This window comes from Williamsia sp. (genome assembly GCF_016462415.1).
Classification (GTDB): Bacteria; Actinomycetota; Actinomycetes; order Mycobacteriales; family Mycobacteriaceae; genus Williamsia_A.
In genome coordinates this window covers 64,718-80,062 of record NZ_JAEMTF010000011.1, presented here as the reverse complement: position 1 = coordinate 80,062, position 15,345 = coordinate 64,718, and the positions used below count along the sequence as shown (strand labels likewise).

Annotated in this window: 16 protein-coding genes; 7 read left to right on the top strand and 9 right to left on the bottom strand. The window is 69.9% G+C overall.

What is annotated here, in order from left to right:
• Both JHC79_RS04965 and JHC79_RS04960 read left to right on the top strand, forming a co-directional pair.
• On the top strand, window positions 1-447 hold a 447-nt coding region (locus tag JHC79_RS04965), incomplete at its 5' end, for a hypothetical protein (RefSeq protein WP_296388929.1).
• Window positions 448-495: 48 nt separating this feature from the next.
• Entirely contained in the window at window positions 496-1,653 is a 1,158-nt protein-coding gene (locus JHC79_RS04960; RefSeq protein ID WP_296388927.1) for a P-loop NTPase, read from the top strand.
• Window positions 1,654-1,684: 31 nt separating this feature from the next.
• Here the strand turns inward: JHC79_RS04960 and tatB are convergent, their stop codons facing one another.
• The 4 genes from tatB to sigE all read right to left on the bottom strand — a co-directional run bounded on the left by tatB (window position 1,685) and on the right by sigE (window position 4,949).
• A complete protein-coding gene (gene tatB / locus JHC79_RS04955; protein ID WP_296388925.1) occupies window positions 1,685-2,179 on the bottom strand; it encodes a Sec-independent protein translocase protein TatB in 495 nt (164 codons plus the stop codon).
• A gap of 33 nt (window positions 2,180-2,212) precedes the next feature.
• Window positions 2,213-3,733, bottom strand: coding sequence for a trypsin-like peptidase domain-containing protein (locus JHC79_RS04950; RefSeq protein ID WP_296388924.1), 1,521 nt, complete (start codon window positions 3,731-3,733; stop codon window positions 2,213-2,215).
• Window positions 3,730-4,170 carry a hypothetical protein gene (locus tag JHC79_RS04945; protein WP_296388922.1) on the bottom strand — a complete coding sequence of 147 codons (441 nt, stop codon included), beginning with the start codon at window positions 4,168-4,170 and terminating at the stop codon, window positions 3,730-3,732. The genes JHC79_RS04950 and JHC79_RS04945 overlap by 4 nt, the downstream gene beginning before the upstream one ends.
• A gap of 158 nt (window positions 4,171-4,328) precedes the next feature.
• On the bottom strand, window positions 4,329-4,949 hold the full coding sequence (gene sigE, locus JHC79_RS04940) for an RNA polymerase sigma factor SigE (RefSeq protein ID WP_296388920.1): 621 nt from the start codon (window positions 4,947-4,949) through the stop codon (window positions 4,329-4,331).
• Window positions 4,950-5,151: 202 nt separating this feature from the next.
• Here sigE and JHC79_RS04935 point away from each other — a divergent pair, with 202 nt between their 5' ends.
• Entirely contained in the window at window positions 5,152-5,826 is a 675-nt protein-coding gene (locus JHC79_RS04935; RefSeq protein WP_296388917.1) for an O-methyltransferase, read from the top strand.
• Between the two features lie 22 nt (window positions 5,827-5,848).
• Here JHC79_RS04935 and JHC79_RS04930 read toward each other — a convergent pair whose 3' ends face one another.
• The 4 genes from JHC79_RS04930 to rfbD are packed head-to-tail and all read right to left on the bottom strand — an operon-like array spanning window position 5,849 to window position 9,603.
• Window positions 5,849-6,652: an SGNH/GDSL hydrolase family protein gene (locus JHC79_RS04930; RefSeq protein WP_296388915.1), complete on the bottom strand. Its 804-nt coding sequence runs from the start codon at window positions 6,650-6,652 to the stop codon at window positions 5,849-5,851.
• A complete protein-coding gene (locus JHC79_RS04925) occupies window positions 6,645-7,754 on the bottom strand; it encodes an NDP-sugar synthase (RefSeq protein ID WP_296388912.1) in 1,110 nt (369 codons plus the stop codon). The genes JHC79_RS04930 and JHC79_RS04925 overlap by 8 nt, the downstream gene beginning before the upstream one ends.
• A complete protein-coding gene (locus tag JHC79_RS04920; protein ID WP_296388910.1) occupies window positions 7,755-8,672 on the bottom strand; it encodes a glycosyltransferase family 2 protein in 918 nt (305 codons plus the stop codon). It abuts the gene before it with no gap.
• A complete protein-coding gene (gene rfbD / locus JHC79_RS04915; RefSeq protein ID WP_296388908.1) occupies window positions 8,662-9,603 on the bottom strand; it encodes a dTDP-4-dehydrorhamnose reductase in 942 nt (313 codons plus the stop codon). The genes JHC79_RS04920 and rfbD overlap by 11 nt, the downstream gene beginning before the upstream one ends.
• A gap of 126 nt (window positions 9,604-9,729) precedes the next feature.
• On the opposite strand from rfbD, the gene JHC79_RS04910 reads away from it, so the two are divergent.
• Window positions 9,730-11,355: an LCP family protein gene (locus JHC79_RS04910; protein WP_296388907.1), complete on the top strand. Its 1,626-nt coding sequence runs from the start codon at window positions 9,730-9,732 to the stop codon at window positions 11,353-11,355.
• Between the two features lie 16 nt (window positions 11,356-11,371).
• Entirely contained in the window at window positions 11,372-12,094 is a 723-nt protein-coding gene (locus JHC79_RS04905) for a TIGR03089 family protein (RefSeq protein ID WP_296388905.1), read from the top strand.
• 54 nt (window positions 12,095-12,148) lie between these two features.
• On the opposite strand, the gene JHC79_RS04900 is transcribed toward JHC79_RS04905, so the two are convergent.
• Window positions 12,149-13,309: an acyl-CoA dehydrogenase gene (locus tag JHC79_RS04900; protein ID WP_296388903.1), complete on the bottom strand. Its 1,161-nt coding sequence runs from the start codon at window positions 13,307-13,309 to the stop codon at window positions 12,149-12,151.
• A gap of 161 nt (window positions 13,310-13,470) precedes the next feature.
• Between JHC79_RS04900 and JHC79_RS04895 the strand changes: the two genes are divergently transcribed.
• Window positions 13,471-14,295 carry a dienelactone hydrolase family protein gene (locus tag JHC79_RS04895; RefSeq protein WP_296388901.1) on the top strand — a complete coding sequence of 275 codons (825 nt, stop codon included), beginning with the start codon at window positions 13,471-13,473 and terminating at the stop codon, window positions 14,293-14,295.
• Between the two features lie 181 nt (window positions 14,296-14,476).
• The coding region (locus JHC79_RS04890; RefSeq protein ID WP_296388900.1) for a hypothetical protein at window positions 14,477-15,345 on the top strand (869 nt) is incomplete at its 3' end.

The window sequence follows — 15,345 nt, the reverse complement described above, 5'->3', positions numbered from 1 at the left end:
GTCGTGAAGCGCGCGCCCGCCGCCCCCGGTGACCCGTCGACCGCTGCCGGACCGGCCGCGCGCTTCACGACGGTGTCCACCACGTTCACCACCCCGGCCACGATCGTCGTCACCTCACCGGCCGGGCCGGTGACCTGCACCCTCGACCTGACCGGCGCGACCAGCGCCGACGGGACGACCGCCACCATCAGCAAGGCCGTGATCCGGGGCGCCAACGCACTGTGCGGTCTGGCCCGCACCGCGAACATCCCCTGGACGGTGACACCCACCAGCGCGACGGCCGTCGAGGTGTCGAACGTCGGGGTCGATGCACTCGGCGCGCGCTGCGGACCCGTCGTACTGAGCGGCGCCCTGACCGAGGCCCTCACGACGACGACGGAGAGCACGGGCACCTGCACCGTCCGCACCCTGACGCTGCGTCCGACACCGGCGCTCGCATTGGCATAGCCACACGCCGGTCCGACCCGCTCGCGGCGGCGGATACTCTGGTCGGCGATGACTGACAACTCCCCCCGAACCCCCGCGGACACCGAATCGGCGATCCGGATCGCGCTGTCGAAGGTGACCGATCCCGAGATCGGCAAACCCATCACCGACCTCGGCATGGTCAAGTCCATCGCCGTGGCCCCGGACGGCAGCGTCGACGTGGGCATCTACCTGACCACCTCGGGCTGCCCGCTGCGTACCGAGATCACCGACCGCGTCACGACCGCAGCCGCGGACGTACCCGGTGTCGGTGCGGTCCGGGTCGAACTCGACGTCATGGACGACGCCCAGCGCACCGAGCTCCGCAAGTCCCTACGCGGTGACCGTGCCGAGCCGGTGATCCCCTTCGCCCAGCCGGGCTCGCTGACCCGCGTCTACGCCGTCGCGTCCGGCAAGGGCGGGGTCGGCAAGTCGAGCGTCACAGTCAACCTCGCCGCGGCGATGGCGCAGCGCGGTCTCACCGTCGGCGTGCTCGATGCCGACATCTACGGCCACTCCGTTCCCCGGATGATGGGCAACGACGCCAAGCCGACCCAGGTCGAGAAGATGATCATGCCGCCGATGGCGCACGGCGTGAAGTTCATCTCGATCGCGCAGTTCACCAGCGGGAATACTCCCGTCGTGTGGCGCGGACCCATGCTGCACCGCGCCCTGCAGCAGTTCCTCGCCGACGTCTACTGGGGCGATCTCGACGTGCTGCTGCTCGACCTGCCCCCGGGTACCGGTGACGTGGCCATCTCCATCGCGCAGCTCATCCCGGGTGCGGAGATCCTCGTCGTCACCACCCCACAGCAGGCCGCCGCCGAGGTCGCCGAACGCGCAGGTGCGATCGCGCTGCAGACGCGTCAGAAGATCGTCGGCGTCGTGGAGAACATGTCATGGATGGAGCTGCCCGACGGCAGCCGCATCGAGCCGTTCGGCTCCGGTGGCGGCGAACTCGTCGCCGAACGCCTCACCCGGGCAGTCGGTTCCGACGTCGCACTGCTCGGCAAGATCCCACTCGACACCGCGCTGCGTGAGGGCGGCGACTCGGGGATGCCCCTGGTGCTCTCCGCGCCGTCCTCGGCCGCCGGTGCGGCGCTGCTCGAGGTGGCGGAGCGTCTCGCGGTCCGCAGGCGTGGACTGGCCGGCATGAGCCTGGGCATCGACACCGCGCGCAACCTCTAGGCGGTGACGCCCGGCGGTTCTCCGGATCCGCCTAGGTGGCGTCCCAGTCGGCGATCTCGCGCCGCGGCGGCGTCACCGGTCGGTCCAGATCGAACGCCGGGTCGGCGGCGTTCGTGGTCGCCTTGGTCGTGGCCTTCGTGACCGACGTCTTGTCCATCGACACCGCAGACGCCGAGGGCGCCGGGGTGATCTCGGGCATCGGCGCCGAGACGGGCTTGATCGTCGTGGTGTCGTCGAAGTTGCCGGTGAAGAACGACTCGTCGCCGTCGAGCAGGTGCTTGGTGATGATCGAGCGCGGGCTCATCCCGCGCAGCTGGTTCAGCTCGGCGAGGGGCGCCCGGAAGTCCTCGAACTCCGGCCCGAGGTCGTCCTTGAGCTGACTGGTCGCGCCGGAGGCGTACTCGCGCACCTGACGCAGCGACTTCATGCTCCAGGTGACCGCACCGGGCAGACGCTCCGGCCCCAGGATGACGAGACCGGCGATCAGAAGTATGAGGAGCTCTCCCCAACCGACGCTGCTGAACACGGCTTCAGGCTACCCCGGGTCCGACCACGCCGATCAGGCGTCGCTCGCCGGCGTGATGGTGGTGTCGAAGGTCCGACCGTCCCGCCAGTAGGTCAGCGGAACCCTCTTGCCCGGTGTCGACGTGCGCTCGGCGACGGTGAGCTCGTCGGCGCCGTCGATCGGTCGACCGTCGAACTCGGTGACGACGTCACCCTCCCGCAGGCCGGCGCGCTGCGCCGGGGATCCGTCGACCACGTTGCGGACCTGGGCGCCGAGCACCCGGTCGTTGCGCACCGAACTGCTGTTGACGCCGATCTGCGCGTGCACGGCGCGCCCGTCTCGGATCAGTTCCTCGGCGATACCGCGGACCTCGTTGATGGGGATCGCGAAACCGAGGCCGATGGACCCGCCTCCGGGGACCAGGCCCGCGGTGTTGATGCCGACGACCTTCGCGTCGTCGTCGACCAGGGGTCCGCCGGAGTTGCCGGGGTTGATCGCGGCGTCGGTCTGGATCCCGTCGATGACGGCGTTGGTGTCGGAGGTGTCGTCGGGGCGGAGCGGGACGGCGCGGTGGGTGGCGCTGACGATCCCGCTGGTGACGGTGCGGTCGAGGCCCAGAGGCGATCCGAAGGCGATGACCTCCTGCCCGATGGCGAGATCGTCGGAGTTGCCCAGTGCCGCGGTGGTGAGGTTGTCGATGTTGTCGACCTTGATCACCGCGAGGTCGGTGCGGATGTCGCGCCCGACGATGCGCGCGGGTACCCGCTGGCGGTCGAAGAAGGTGACCTCGAGCTTCGCCTTCTGGGTGGCGGCGAGCGAGATGACGTGGTTGTTGGTGACGATGTAACCGTTCTTGTCCAGGACGACCCCGGACCCGGTGCCGACGGCACTCGAGGTGCTGACGGTGATGGCGACGACCGCCTTCTCGACGGCCGATGCGACCCGGGCGACCTGTCCCCGGTTCCCGCCGGGGGTCGACCCGCCCTCGCCGAGGGAGACCGAGTCGGAGTTCAGCGGAGGGGTGACCTCGGCGGTGACCCGACCCAGCAGGCCGCCGATCCCGCCGATGAGCACCGCGACGACGGCCAGCACGGCCAGCGCCCGCCAACTGACGACGCGGTCGAAGAGCAGTTCGCGCGCACCGAGCTTGCGTCCGGGGACGGTCGGCACGGGAGCGGCCGGACGGTCGACCGCGGGGCGGTCCATGGCGGCGATGCTGGCCGGATCGCGCCACGGGTCGGCGGGGACGGGCACCTGCTCGGTCTCACCGAAGCGGGAGTCCGGATCTCGCTGCAGCGAGTCGACATCGTCGGACGGTCGCGCGAACGCCTCTCGCAGCACCGGGTCGGGGTCGGCCACCACGGGCTGTCGGGGTCCGGTACGGGCGTGGTCGGGGGTCGCGAACGAACCGGCCACCCCGTCGGGACGTCCGAAGACAGCCGCGGTCTGCGGTGAGATCGGCGAGTGCCGGGGGCGGCGAGCTCCGGGCTGCGGCTCTGAGGAGGACGGACCGTTCGGACCGTCGGGGCCGGGGTCCGACGACGTCGGGCCGCCGAACTGCTGATCAGAGGTCAACGATTACGCCACCGGCTCGGGCGGTGGATGGGGAAGCCCGGGGCCGACAGCGGTCCGCGCGGGACGCGACGCTCGTCGTTGCGCTCGGCCTCGCGACGCGCCATGGCGCTGCGCAGATCGATCTCCCGGGTCGGGATCTGGTTGAGCTGGCCCAGCAGGTCGACGGGCATGGTCACGTCGGCACACGAACGCAGGGCGCTGCGGGCGGAGGTCTGGGCCTCGACCTCGGCGGCGCACTCGGTACAGGCCGCGATGTGACGGGCGGCCCGGAGGTAGGCGTTCATGCGCAGTTCGCCGTCGACATAGGCGGCGATCGCCTCGGTGGCCAGGTGGTCGGTCGATGCGAACGACCGGCCACCATCGGAGCCGGGCGCTCGGTAGGACGCGTTCGGCGAGAACGACGAGTTCGCGGGAGTCCAGCGATTTCGGTCGGCCATCTCGATCACCCCTCTTCGCGGTTCGGCCCGGATGCGAACGGTCCGCGGTTCGCGGACCATCGACCACGATAGCGAACGCGCATCCGGCGTGCCGGGCATCCACCCGCCCGACCTCGAGGACAACGAACCGAGCGTCCGGAGGGTTCCCGGGGGTGCGACTACAGCGCGGGGGTGGCGACCGAGCGGCTGGTGGTGTGGCCGTTCGACGCGAGGTGATCGCGGATGGCCTGGCGGCCGCGGTGGATGCGACTGCGTACGGTCCCGAGCTTCACCCCCAGCGTCGTGGCGATCTCCTCGTAGGAGAGACCCTCGATGTCACACAGCACCACCGCGGCGCGGAACTCCGGGGCCAGCGCGTCGAGCGCCTGCTGCAGGTCGGGGTCGAGGTTGGCCTCGACGTAGACGCGCTCCGGGTCGGGGGCGGTGCCGGGAACTCGCTCGTAGTCCTCGGGGAGTGCCTCCATGCGGATCTTCGCGCGGCGCCGGACCATGTCCAGGAACAGGTTGGTGGTGATGCGGTGCAACCATCCCTCGAACGTGCCCGCGCGGTAGTTCGACAGCGATCGGAAGACCCGGATGAAGGTCTCCTGGGTGAGGTCCTCGGCGTCGTGCTGATTGCCGGAGAGCCGGTAGGCCAGGCGGTACACCCGGTCGGCGTGCTCACGAACCAGCTCGTCCCAGGACGGCATCAGGGCGCCGTCGCCGGTCTCGTCGAAGCGCGCGGTACCTCCCACGACGGTGCCGTCGGTGTCGCTGGTGAGCTGGGGAGATTCGGTCATCTGCGCGGCTCCACTTCCTCTGGGTGAGATGTGGGGGTCACTGCTGGCAACTCGAGCCCCGGAGGGTTTGTTCCCATGACCACCACATCTGCTGTTGGTGATGACTCTGGTACATCGGCGTGTGCAAGCAGTGTGAGTGAGCTGAGGTTTCCCTGAGAGTCGCGTTCCCTGGTCGACGGGCACGGGGGATAACCTCTTCGATGTGTCCGACACCACCGGTGAGACCTCACCCGATCCCCACTCGCTGCGCGCCTACGCCGAGTCGGCCATCGCCGAGGACGACGCGCTGATCGCGGCCCGCGAACGCGCCCAGGAACTCGGCGCGCCCGCCGTCTCCCCCGCCGTCGGCGCGATGCTCTGCCTGCTCGCCCGGCTCGTCGACGCACGGTCGGTCGTCGAGATCGGCACCGGCGCAGGCGTCAGCGGTCTGTGGCTGCTGGGCGGGATGCGCGCCGATGGCGTACTCACCACGATCGACCCGGAGTCCGAACACCAGCGCGCCGCCAAGCTGGGTTTCACCGCCGCCGGGGTCGCGGCCTCACGGACACGCCTGATCAACGGCCGCGCCGCCGAGGTCCTCCCCCGCCTCGCCGACGCCTCCTACGACCTCGTCTTCGTCGACGGGGCCGTGATCGACCAGCCCCGCTACGTCCGTGAGGGCCTGCGCCTGTTGCGAACCGGCGGTGTGCTGTTGGTGCACAACGCGACCGCGGACGGTCGGATCGCCGACCCGTCGCACACCGACCCCGACACCGTGGCGGCACGGGAGGCGGCCCTGCTCATCTCGGAGAACGACGCACTGCTGCCGGTGGTGATCCCGCTCGGGCGGGGACTGCTCGCGGCCACCCGGGCCGAGCGCCCCGGTCCCGAGGACTGACGCGTCGGTCCGCCGGCGCCGATCACCGTGTCGCAGGCGACAGTTCGGTGAGGTCGGGGTATTTGGGGGTCATGTTGTCGCCGCGGGACCGGCCGCGCAGGCGCCGCCCGATCCACGGTGCGGCCGCCTGAGCAGCCCACTGCCGGTTGTCTTTTCGCCGCTGCGCCGCCGTCATCGTCTCGGGCGGACCGAACGCCACGGGCACGAGGTCGTGGTCGATGCCCAGCGACTCCAACACGCGGATCGCCATCTGGTGGTGACCCGCCGAGGACAGATGCATCCGGTCGAACTCCCACATCCGTCGATCCGAGAACTCACGCATGCGCCAGAAATCGACCAGCTCGATGCCACGCCGTTCGACGACCTCACGCAGTAGTTCGTTGTAGATCGCGAACCGGCCGCGCATCGCGGCGAACAGCGGTCGGCCCCCGGTGTCGAAGGCCGTGAACGTGAACACCCGGGCGCCGGTGTCGACCAATGCACCCAGCGCGTCGTCGTAGCGGGCGATGATGGCATCGATGTCGACCGACGGGCGCAACAGATCGTTTGCCCCCGCGCACATCCCGATGAGGTCGGGGTCCAACGCCACGGCGGGCTCGAGTTGTTCGTCGACGACCGGACCGAGCAACTTACCGCGGATCGCGAGGTTCGCATATCGCGTGGGACTGCCGCCGGTCTCGACCGCACGGCGCGCGAGCACCTCGGCCATCCGATCCGCCCACCCGCGAACACCGTTGGGACAGCGCGGTTCCGGGTCCCCGACACCCTCGGGGAACGAGTCGCCGATGACGACGAACCGGCGCACGGCCGGTCCGGTGTCAGACATCGGTGGAGAAGCGCACCCCGCCGTCGGGGATGGTCACACCGGGCCAGACCCGGGCGCCGCGCAGCAGTTCGCAGCGCGCCCCGATGTCGGCGCCGTCGCCGATGACGCCGTCGCGGACCAGGGCTCGCGGACCGATCCGGGCACCGAAGCCGATGATGCTGCGTTCGACCACCGCGCCCGCCTCGATCACCGCACCGTCGAACACCACGGCGCCGTCGAGGCGTGCCCGCGCACCGATCTCGGCGCCGCGGCCGACGACCGTGCCACCGATGAGTACGGCCCCGGGAGCGACGCCCGCGCCCTCGTGCACGAGGGACTCCCCGCGCTGACCCGACAGCGCCGGCGACGGCGCGATACCGCGCACCAGATCGGCCGAGCCCTGCACGAAGTCCTCGGGGGTACCCATGTCGCGCCAGTACCCCGCGTCGACGTGCGCGTGGACGTGACGCCCGTGGGCCAACAGGTTGGGGAACACCTCCCGCTCGACCGACACGGGACGGTCGGCGTCGATCTCCTCGATGACCGACCGCTTGAAGACGTAGCACCCGGCGTTGATCTGATCGGTGGGCGGATCCTGGGTCTTCTCCAGGAAGGCGGTCACGCGACCGTCGTCGTCGGTGGGGACGCACCCGAACGCGCGGGGGTCACCGACCCGCACGAGGTGGATGGTGACGTCGGCACCGGAGGTGTGGTGTGTGTCGAGCACGGCCCGGACGTCGGTGCCACCGAGCACGTCTCCGTTGAAGACCAGGATCGTGTCCGCGGTGAGCTCGCCCAGCACGTTGCGGATCGCACCGCCGGTGCCCATGGGCTCGGTCTCGGTGACGTAGCGGATCTGCATCCCGAGCTTCGAGCCGTCACCGAAATGGTCCTCGAACACCTCCGCCTTGAACGAGGTCCCGAGCACGACGTCGGTGATACCCGCGGCCTCGATCCGCGACAGCAGATGGGTCAGGAACGGCACTCCCGCGGTCGGCAGCATCGGTTTCGGGGCCGACAGGGTCAACGGGCGCAGCCGAGTTCCCTTGCCTCCGACCAGGATCACAGCTTGAACGGCGGGTGCGCCTGCCGACTTGTCGGCAGCGCTGTCGGACTCGGACACTCAGGCCTCCCTCGGAGGTGTCGATGGTGGGATCACGATAGGCGAATCCGACCGGCTCGTCGCGGCGCGTTGGGCCGATGCGACCGCCATGCGTGACCGAACCCACAACCCGGCGCGCAGACCAGCCCTCAACGGGGCCCAGCGGGCTCCCGGATGCCGGTCGGCCTGGAAACGGTAGGCACTCTCGTGGTGCGCGGGCAACATCAATTCGGGGTGTGCACCGGCGACGTGCCCCTTGCGGTGGATCACCTCGGCGCTGGGCGCGAAGACGTTGAGCCATCCGGCACGCGCGAGGCGATCACCCAGGTCGACGTCCTCCATGTACATGAAGTAGCGCGAGTCGAAACCGTTGATCGACTCGAACGCCGCGCGACGCAGGAGCAGACACGAACCGGACAGCCACCCGACGGTGCGCTCGGCGATCGCCTCGTCGTCCTGCCGGTAGCCGGCGGTCCAGGGGTTGCCCTTCCACACCCGGCCCAACAGTGCGTGACCGGTTCCCGACACCAGGTCGGGGACGCGGCGCGCCGAGGGGTACACGGTCCCGTCGGGCTCGCGGATCAGCGGTCCGACCGCACCGGCTCGCGGCCAGCGGCGGGCCACGGCCAGCATCTCGTCGATGGAACCGGGCACCCACTCGACATCGGGGTTGGCCACGATCACGAATTCCGTGGACGAATCGGTCGCGGCAACCGCTCGATTGGAGGCACCGCCGTAACCGATGTTGGCGCCGGTGCGCAGCAGGGTGACGTTGTCGAAGTCGCGCTCGGCGGCCTCGGGGGCGCCGTCGGTGGATCCGTTGTCGGCGATGACCACCTCGTGGTCGACCGTGGTCGCCGCGGAGAGGCTGCGCAGGAAGTTGAAGAGGTGGTCGCCGGAGGAATAGGTCACCGTCACCACGGCCAACTCAGCTGTCACGGGGCAAGGGTAACGAACGCGGGTGCAGCGCCACGTCCAGGGCGGGACGCCACTCGCGCAGCGGCCGCAACCCGGCATCCGCCCACGAGACGCCCGAGAGCACCGAATACGCCGGACGTGGTGCGGGGCGCGGGAACTCGGCGGTCGTGACCGGTCGAACCCGGTCAGGATCGGCCCCGAGGCCTGCGAACACCGCCTGGGCGAGGTCGAACCAGCTGCACCGGCCCGCGTTGGTGGCGTGCAGCGCGGTGCCCACCACCCGGGCCATGTGCTCGGGGGGCGTCTGTGCGAGCTGGTGCAGGGCGGCGGCCAAGTCCACCGCATAGGTCGGCGACCCGATCTGGTCGTCGACCACCCCGATCGTGTCGCGCTCGACCTCGAGCCTCCGCATCGTGGAGACGAAGTCCGAACCTCCCACGGCACCGGTGTAGACCCAGGCCGTCCGCACGATCGTCGTCCGTGGGTCCGTCGACCGCGCGGCACGCTCGCCGTCGAGTTTGGTCCGCCCGTAGACGGTGGCCGGCGTCGCGTCGGGATCCAGGTCGGCCGGCTCGAGCGGCCGGTCCCTGGTCACGTCGCCGGAGAAGACGTAGTCGGTCGAGAGGTGGATCAGCCAGGCCCCGGCGGCTGCGGTTGCGCCTGCGAGCGCGGCGGGACCCGCCACGTTGATCGACTCGGCCGCCGCGACGTCGGTCTCCGCGGCGTCGACGGCGGTGTAGGCCGCGCAGTTGACGACCACGTCGTCGGGCGCCAGGTCGGCGAGGACCCGTCGCACCGCGTCGGCGTCGGAGATGTCGAGGTCGGCGTGACCGAGCCCGACCGCACCGGGTGTATCGGCGAGCAGGCGACCGACCTGGCCACCGGCGCCGGTGACGATCAGCCGGCCCGATCTCGTCGAATTCGTCACACCCGTGCCCTCCTGGTCAGACATCGCCGTGAGCATATTGGACCCCCGCGCCCGGCGTTGCGCTCACCGATCGACCCCACCGGCCCCAGTAGCCTCAGGGTTGGGGGACAGCAAGGACATCATCGCCACCACAGAACTCGAAGGGGTCACGTGCACCAGCCACCCGACGATCGGCGTGCGCGTCGCGCCGTACCCCGGGAACCCGGCGAGCCGCGTCGACCACGTCCGGCCGGCGCCTCCACCCGAGCCGGTGCCCGGCGATCGACCGCACCACCCGCGACACCCCCCGCCGCGGCGTCGTCGGAGGCCGCGGGTTCGTCGGCCGGGCCTGCACGCGGCGCGACACCGACCCTGTCGGGCAACGTCGGACGAATCGCGATCGCGCTGCTGTCGGTGGTCGTGCTGCTGATCACGGGGTTCGCGTGGAGCAGCATCACCTCACTGCAGAACGGGGTGACCCGCCTCGGAGGCCTCGCGCTCGGCGACGGCAAGGACGGCGCCGTCGACATCCTCATGGTCGGCACCGATTCCCGTGTCGACGCGCAGGGCAACCCGCTGTCGGCGTCGGAGGCCGCCCAACTGCACGCCGGCGACGAGGTCGCCACCAACACCGACACCATCCTGCTGATCCGGATCCCGAACGACGGGTCCTCGGCCACGGCGATCTCGATCCCCCGCGACTCCTACGTCGACGTCCCCGGGATCGGCATGAGCAAGATCAACGCCGCCTACGGCGCCACCAAGGAGACGAAGCGCGCCGCGCTCGTCGAGGCCGGGACCGATCCCGCCGAGGCCGAGAAAGTGGCGACGGTGGCCGGCCGCAAGGCCCTGATCCAGACGGTCGCGCAACTGACCGGCGTCCAGGTCGACCGGTACGCCGAGGTCGGGCTGGTCGGCTTCGTGCTGCTGACCAACGCGGTCGACGGCGTGGACGTCTGCCTGCGCAACCCGGTGAACGAGCCCCTCTCGGGCGCACGCTTCCGGGCCGGTCGGCAGACCCTCGACGGGGCCAAGGCCCTGAGCTTCGTCCGACAACGACACGACCTCCCCCGCGGGGACCTCGACCGCATCGTGCGCCAGCAGGTGTTCATGGCGTCACTGGCACAGAAGGTGCTCTCGGCGGGGACACTGACCGATCCGGGCAAGCTGAGCGCGCTCGAGGACGCGGTGTCGCGGTCGATCGTCATCGACGACAACTGGGACATCCTCAAGTTCGTCGAGCAACTCAAGGACCTCACCGGCGGCAAGGTGAAGTTCGCGACCATCCCGGTCACCGACGAGCAGGGCTGGAGCGAGGACGGCGAGCAGTCGGTCGTCACCGTGGACCCGGCCGCCGTGCACCGGTTCACCGCGGCGTTGCTGACGTCGAAGAAGGGTGCCCTGGCGCGCGACGAGTACACCGTGGACGTGACCAACGCCGGGACCGTGGACGGACTCGCCACGAACGTCTCGGGCATCGTCGCCGCCAAGGGCTACACCCGCGGCACGACCGACACCAAGGGCACCGACGACGCCGACAGCTATGTCGCGACGTCGGAGAACAACGCCGGCGCAACCGATCTGGCCAAGCAGATGGGCGGCCTGCCGGTTCGGGTCGACGGCTCGGTCCCGTCGGGACACCTCCGCCTCGTGCTCACCGATTCCTACACCGGACCGGGGTCGATCAGCGACACCGGTGCGCAGGCGCAGGGGGGCGCCGCACCGGCGACGCCTGCCGCCGCGACGACCGCACCACCGATCACCGCCGCCGGTTCCGGACCCCAATGTGTCAACTGAGGAAGGCGTCGTCCCGATGACCCCGAACACCCACGCGACGGTCACCGACGCGGTCTTCGCGTACGCGATGGCGCACGACCCCGCGGGGCCGTTGATCACCTTCTACGACGACGCGAGCGGCGAGCGGACCGAACTGTCCACCGTCACCACCGCCAACTGGGCCGCGAAGACGGCCAACATGATCCGGGACGAGTTCGGTCTCGCCCCGGGCGATCTCGTCGCGGTCGACCTGCCCGCGCACTGGCAGACGTTCGCGATCCTGCTCGGCGCGTGGTGGGCGGGGTGCGAGGTCGTCATCGGTCCGTCCGATGCCGCCGGGGGTGCCTTCTGCTCCCGTGACCGCCTCGCGGCCAACGACCACGGCGGCGAGGTCGCGGTCGCGCCGCTCGACCCGTTCGCTCGCCCCGTCCCCGACCTTCCGATCGGGGTCACCGACTTCGGGTCCGCGGTGCGGGTGCACGGCGACCAGTTCGCCCCCATCGTGGCGGGACCGATCGCCCTCGCAGGCCGCAGCACCGGTGAGACCATCACCGCCGCACTCGACTTCGCAGGTACCGCGGGGATCGGTCCCGGGGCGCGCATCGTGTCGACCCGGCACTGGGACACCGCGGACAACGTCGTCGCCAACCTGCTGTCGGTCACGATCGCCGGCGGGAGCCTGGTGCAGATCGCGAACCCCGACGTCGCCCGACTCGCCGATCGGACGGCGAGCGAAAAGGCCACCGCGACACTGTCTTAGTCGCGATGGCCTCGTCGTGGGACGTGGGGTGTGATCGCCTCACGGCGACCGGTGTCAGCGCAGCAGCGCGCGCGACATCACGACCCGCTGGATCTGGTTGGTGCCCTCGTAGATCTGGGTGATCTTGGCGTCGCGCATCATCCGCTCGACCGGGAAGTCACGGGTGTAGCCCGCGCCACCGAACAGCTGGACCGCGTCGGTGGTGACCTTCATCGCGACATCGGATGCGAAACACTTCGAGGCCGACGAGATGAACCCCAGGTTCTTCTCACCACGCTCGGCGCGCGCCGCGGAGGTGTAGACCATCAGCCGGGCCGCCTCGATGTTCATCGCCATGTCGGCGATCATGAACTCGACGCCCTGGAACTGCGAGATCGTCTTGCCGAACTGCTTGCGGTCCTTGATGTACTCGATGGTCTTGTCCAGCGCACCCTGCGCGATACCGACGGCCTGCGCGCCGATGGTGGGGCGGGTGTGGTCGAGGGTCTGCAGGGCGGTCTTGAAACCGGTGCCCGGGTCGCCGATCATGCGATCGGCCGGGATCTCGCAGTTCTCGAAGTACAGCTCCGCGGTCGGTGAGCCCTTGATGCCGAGCTTGCGCTCGTAGCCGCCGGTCGAGAACCCGGGATCGTCCTTGTGGACCATGAACGCCGAGATGCCGTTGGCCCCCTTGTCGGGGTCGGTCACCGCCATCACGGTGTACCAGGTCGATTTGCCGCCGTTGGTGATCCACGCCTTCGCGCCGTTGAGGACCCAGCCGTCGGCGGTCTCCTTGGCGCGCGTGCGCATCGCGGCGGCATCGGAACCGGCCTCTCGCTCGGACAGTCCGTAGGACGCGAGTGCGCCGCCGGTCGCGAGATCGGGCAGGACCTGCTTCTTGAGCTCGTCGGAGCCGTTGAGGATCAGGCCCATCGTGCCGAGCTTGTTGACCGCGGGGATCAGCGAGGCCGACGCGTCGGCCCGCGCGACCTCCTCGATGACGATGCACGCGGCGACCGAGTCGGCGCCCTGGCCCTCGAACTCCTCGGGCACGTGGATCGCGTTGAAACCCGACGCGTTCAGTGCGTCGAGCGCTTCCTGCGGAAAACGCGAGTTCTCGTCGACGTCGGCCGCGTACGGCTCGATCTCCTTCTCCGTGAGCGCGCGGATGGCCTCGCGGAGCGCGTCGTGTTCCTCGGGCAGTGCGAACAGGTCGAAATCCGGGTTACCCGACATCGGCGAAACTCCTAGAGAACTGTGGTGGACCGGTGGATACGTGCTCCTCATGCTAGCGCCGGAAATCGGAAATAGTTACTCACGGGTAACCCAGATCATGTGGTCTGGTCCGGCTCCGGATGCAAGGCTGACGACATGACCTCCCACGAAGGACGATGCCGGTGAGCAACGACACATTGGCCGATTTCGAACGAACCGAGTTCACCGCACACGGCCGCACGGCACCGGTCTACCGCCTCGGCAGCGGCCCCGCGGTCGTCGTCATCTCCGAGATGCCCGGCATCACCCCGAAGGTGGCCGACTTCGCACGGACGGTGGCGGGCATCGGATGCACGGCGGTGATGCCGCATCTGTTCGGCGTTGACGGCAAGGACCCGATGGACGCTCGGATCCCCGCACTCGGCGCGGTCGCGACCATCTCCCGCGCAATCGTCCCCGCCTGCATCAGCCGGGAGTTCACCGTCCTGGCGACCGGCAAGTCGTCGCCGGTGGTGACGTGGCTACGCGCGCTGGCCGCGCAGCAACACGAGCGGTGCGGCGGACCCGGCGTCGGTGCGATCGGCATGTGTTTCACCGGTGGGTTCGCACTCGCGATGGCCGCCGACGACCGGTTGATCGCGCCGGTGTTGTCGCAACCGTCGTTGCCGTTCGCGATGTCGAGTCGGCGGGCCCGCTCGATCGACATCGACCCCGCCGACCTCGAGAAGGTCAAGGGACGGTGTGCCGCAGGTGATCTCACGGTGCTCGGCCTCCGTTTCCAGGGCGACCGAATGTGCCCGTCCGCGCGGTTCGGGTGGTTGCGCGAGCAGCTCGGCGATGCGTTCACCGCCGTCGAACTGCCTGACGCATCGGCGAACCCGGCTGCGATGGGACCGCCGCACTCGGTGGTGACCGAGGGGCTGATCGACGAGCCCGGTCAACCGACCCGTGCGGCGTTGGACGAGGTGCTCGACCTGTTCCGACGGCGCCTGCTCACACCCGCCTGACCGTCCCGCGTCGGGCCGTCGTCACCCCGTGTTGGGCCCTCGTTCTCCGGTGTTGGGCCCTCGTCACCCCGCGTTGGGCCGTAGCTCTGCCGTGTTGGGCCGTCGTTGGCCCGTGGTGGGCTCTCGTCACGCAGTTGCGGCCCGGCTGAACCGTTCTGGCGGCCTGTGCGTCGAAGAGCGCATGACATCTCCCCACCCTGATCCCCCGAGCACGCCGAGAATCATCCGATCGGACGCCCGATCGACCGACATCCGGCGCGACCACCAACGACTGCACCGCGGCGTCTACACGCCACTGGCGTCCGAGTTGTCGGCGACGGACCGGATCCGTGCGGCGGCCATGCGCGCAGGCGACGGGGCCGTGGTGGCCGGACTCAGCGCGGCCATCCTGCACGGCGCCCAGTTCATCGACGAGGACCACGACGTGGAACTGATCCGCGGTCTGGACGGCCAGGGCAGGATGCGCGGGTCGGTCCGCGTCATCCGTACCGACCAGCTCGGACCAGGCGACATCGAGACGATCGACGGAGTCACGGTCACATCCCCTGTACGAACGGCATACGACCTGGGCCGACGACGTCCGGACTGGATCGCACTGGCGCGACTGGACGATCTGGTTCGCGCGACCGGGCTGAGCCTCACCGAACTGTGGTCCTACACCCGAGCCCACCCGAGAACACACGGTGTCCCACAGATGCGCGAGCTGATCCAGTACATCGACCCCGCAGCCGAATCACCGGGCGAGAGCTGGCTGCGTCTGGTCATGATTCGCAACCACCTGCCGCGACCGGACTCACAGATCGTGCTCAACGACACCGACGGCCGCATGATCGCCCGGTTCGACCTCGGCTATCGGCGCTACAAGATCGGGATCGACTACGACGGAGTCGAGTTCCACACCTCCGACGAGCAACGCGCCCACGACAGCCGACGGGATCGTGCGGCGCGAGAGCGTGGGTGGGAGGCGATCCGGGTCGCAGGAGACCTGTTGTCCCGCGACCCCTGCGCGGTGATCAACACCATCGAGAACGCGATGCGGCTCCGCGGCTA

Excerpts from the sequence above, each read along its gene's own strand:
- JHC79_RS04960 (WP_296388927.1), top strand. The coding sequence starts at position 496 with ATGACTGACAACTCCCCCCGAACCCCCGCGGACACCGAATCGGCGATC.
- JHC79_RS04945 (WP_296388922.1), bottom strand. The coding sequence starts at position 4,170 with ATGGCCGACCGAAATCGCTGGACTCCCGCGAACTCGTCGTTCTCGCCG.
- sigE (WP_296388920.1), bottom strand. The coding sequence starts at position 4,949 with ATGACCGAATCTCCCCAGCTCACCAGCGACACCGACGGCACCGTCGTG.
- JHC79_RS04930 (WP_296388915.1), bottom strand. The coding sequence starts at position 6,652 with ATGTCTGACACCGGACCGGCCGTGCGCCGGTTCGTCGTCATCGGCGAC.
- rfbD (WP_296388908.1), bottom strand. The coding sequence starts at position 9,603 with ATGTCTGACCAGGAGGGCACGGGTGTGACGAATTCGACGAGATCGGGC.
- JHC79_RS04905 (WP_296388905.1), top strand. The coding sequence starts at position 11,372 with ATGACCCCGAACACCCACGCGACGGTCACCGACGCGGTCTTCGCGTAC.
- JHC79_RS04900 (WP_296388903.1), bottom strand. The coding sequence starts at position 13,309 with ATGTCGGGTAACCCGGATTTCGACCTGTTCGCACTGCCCGAGGAACAC.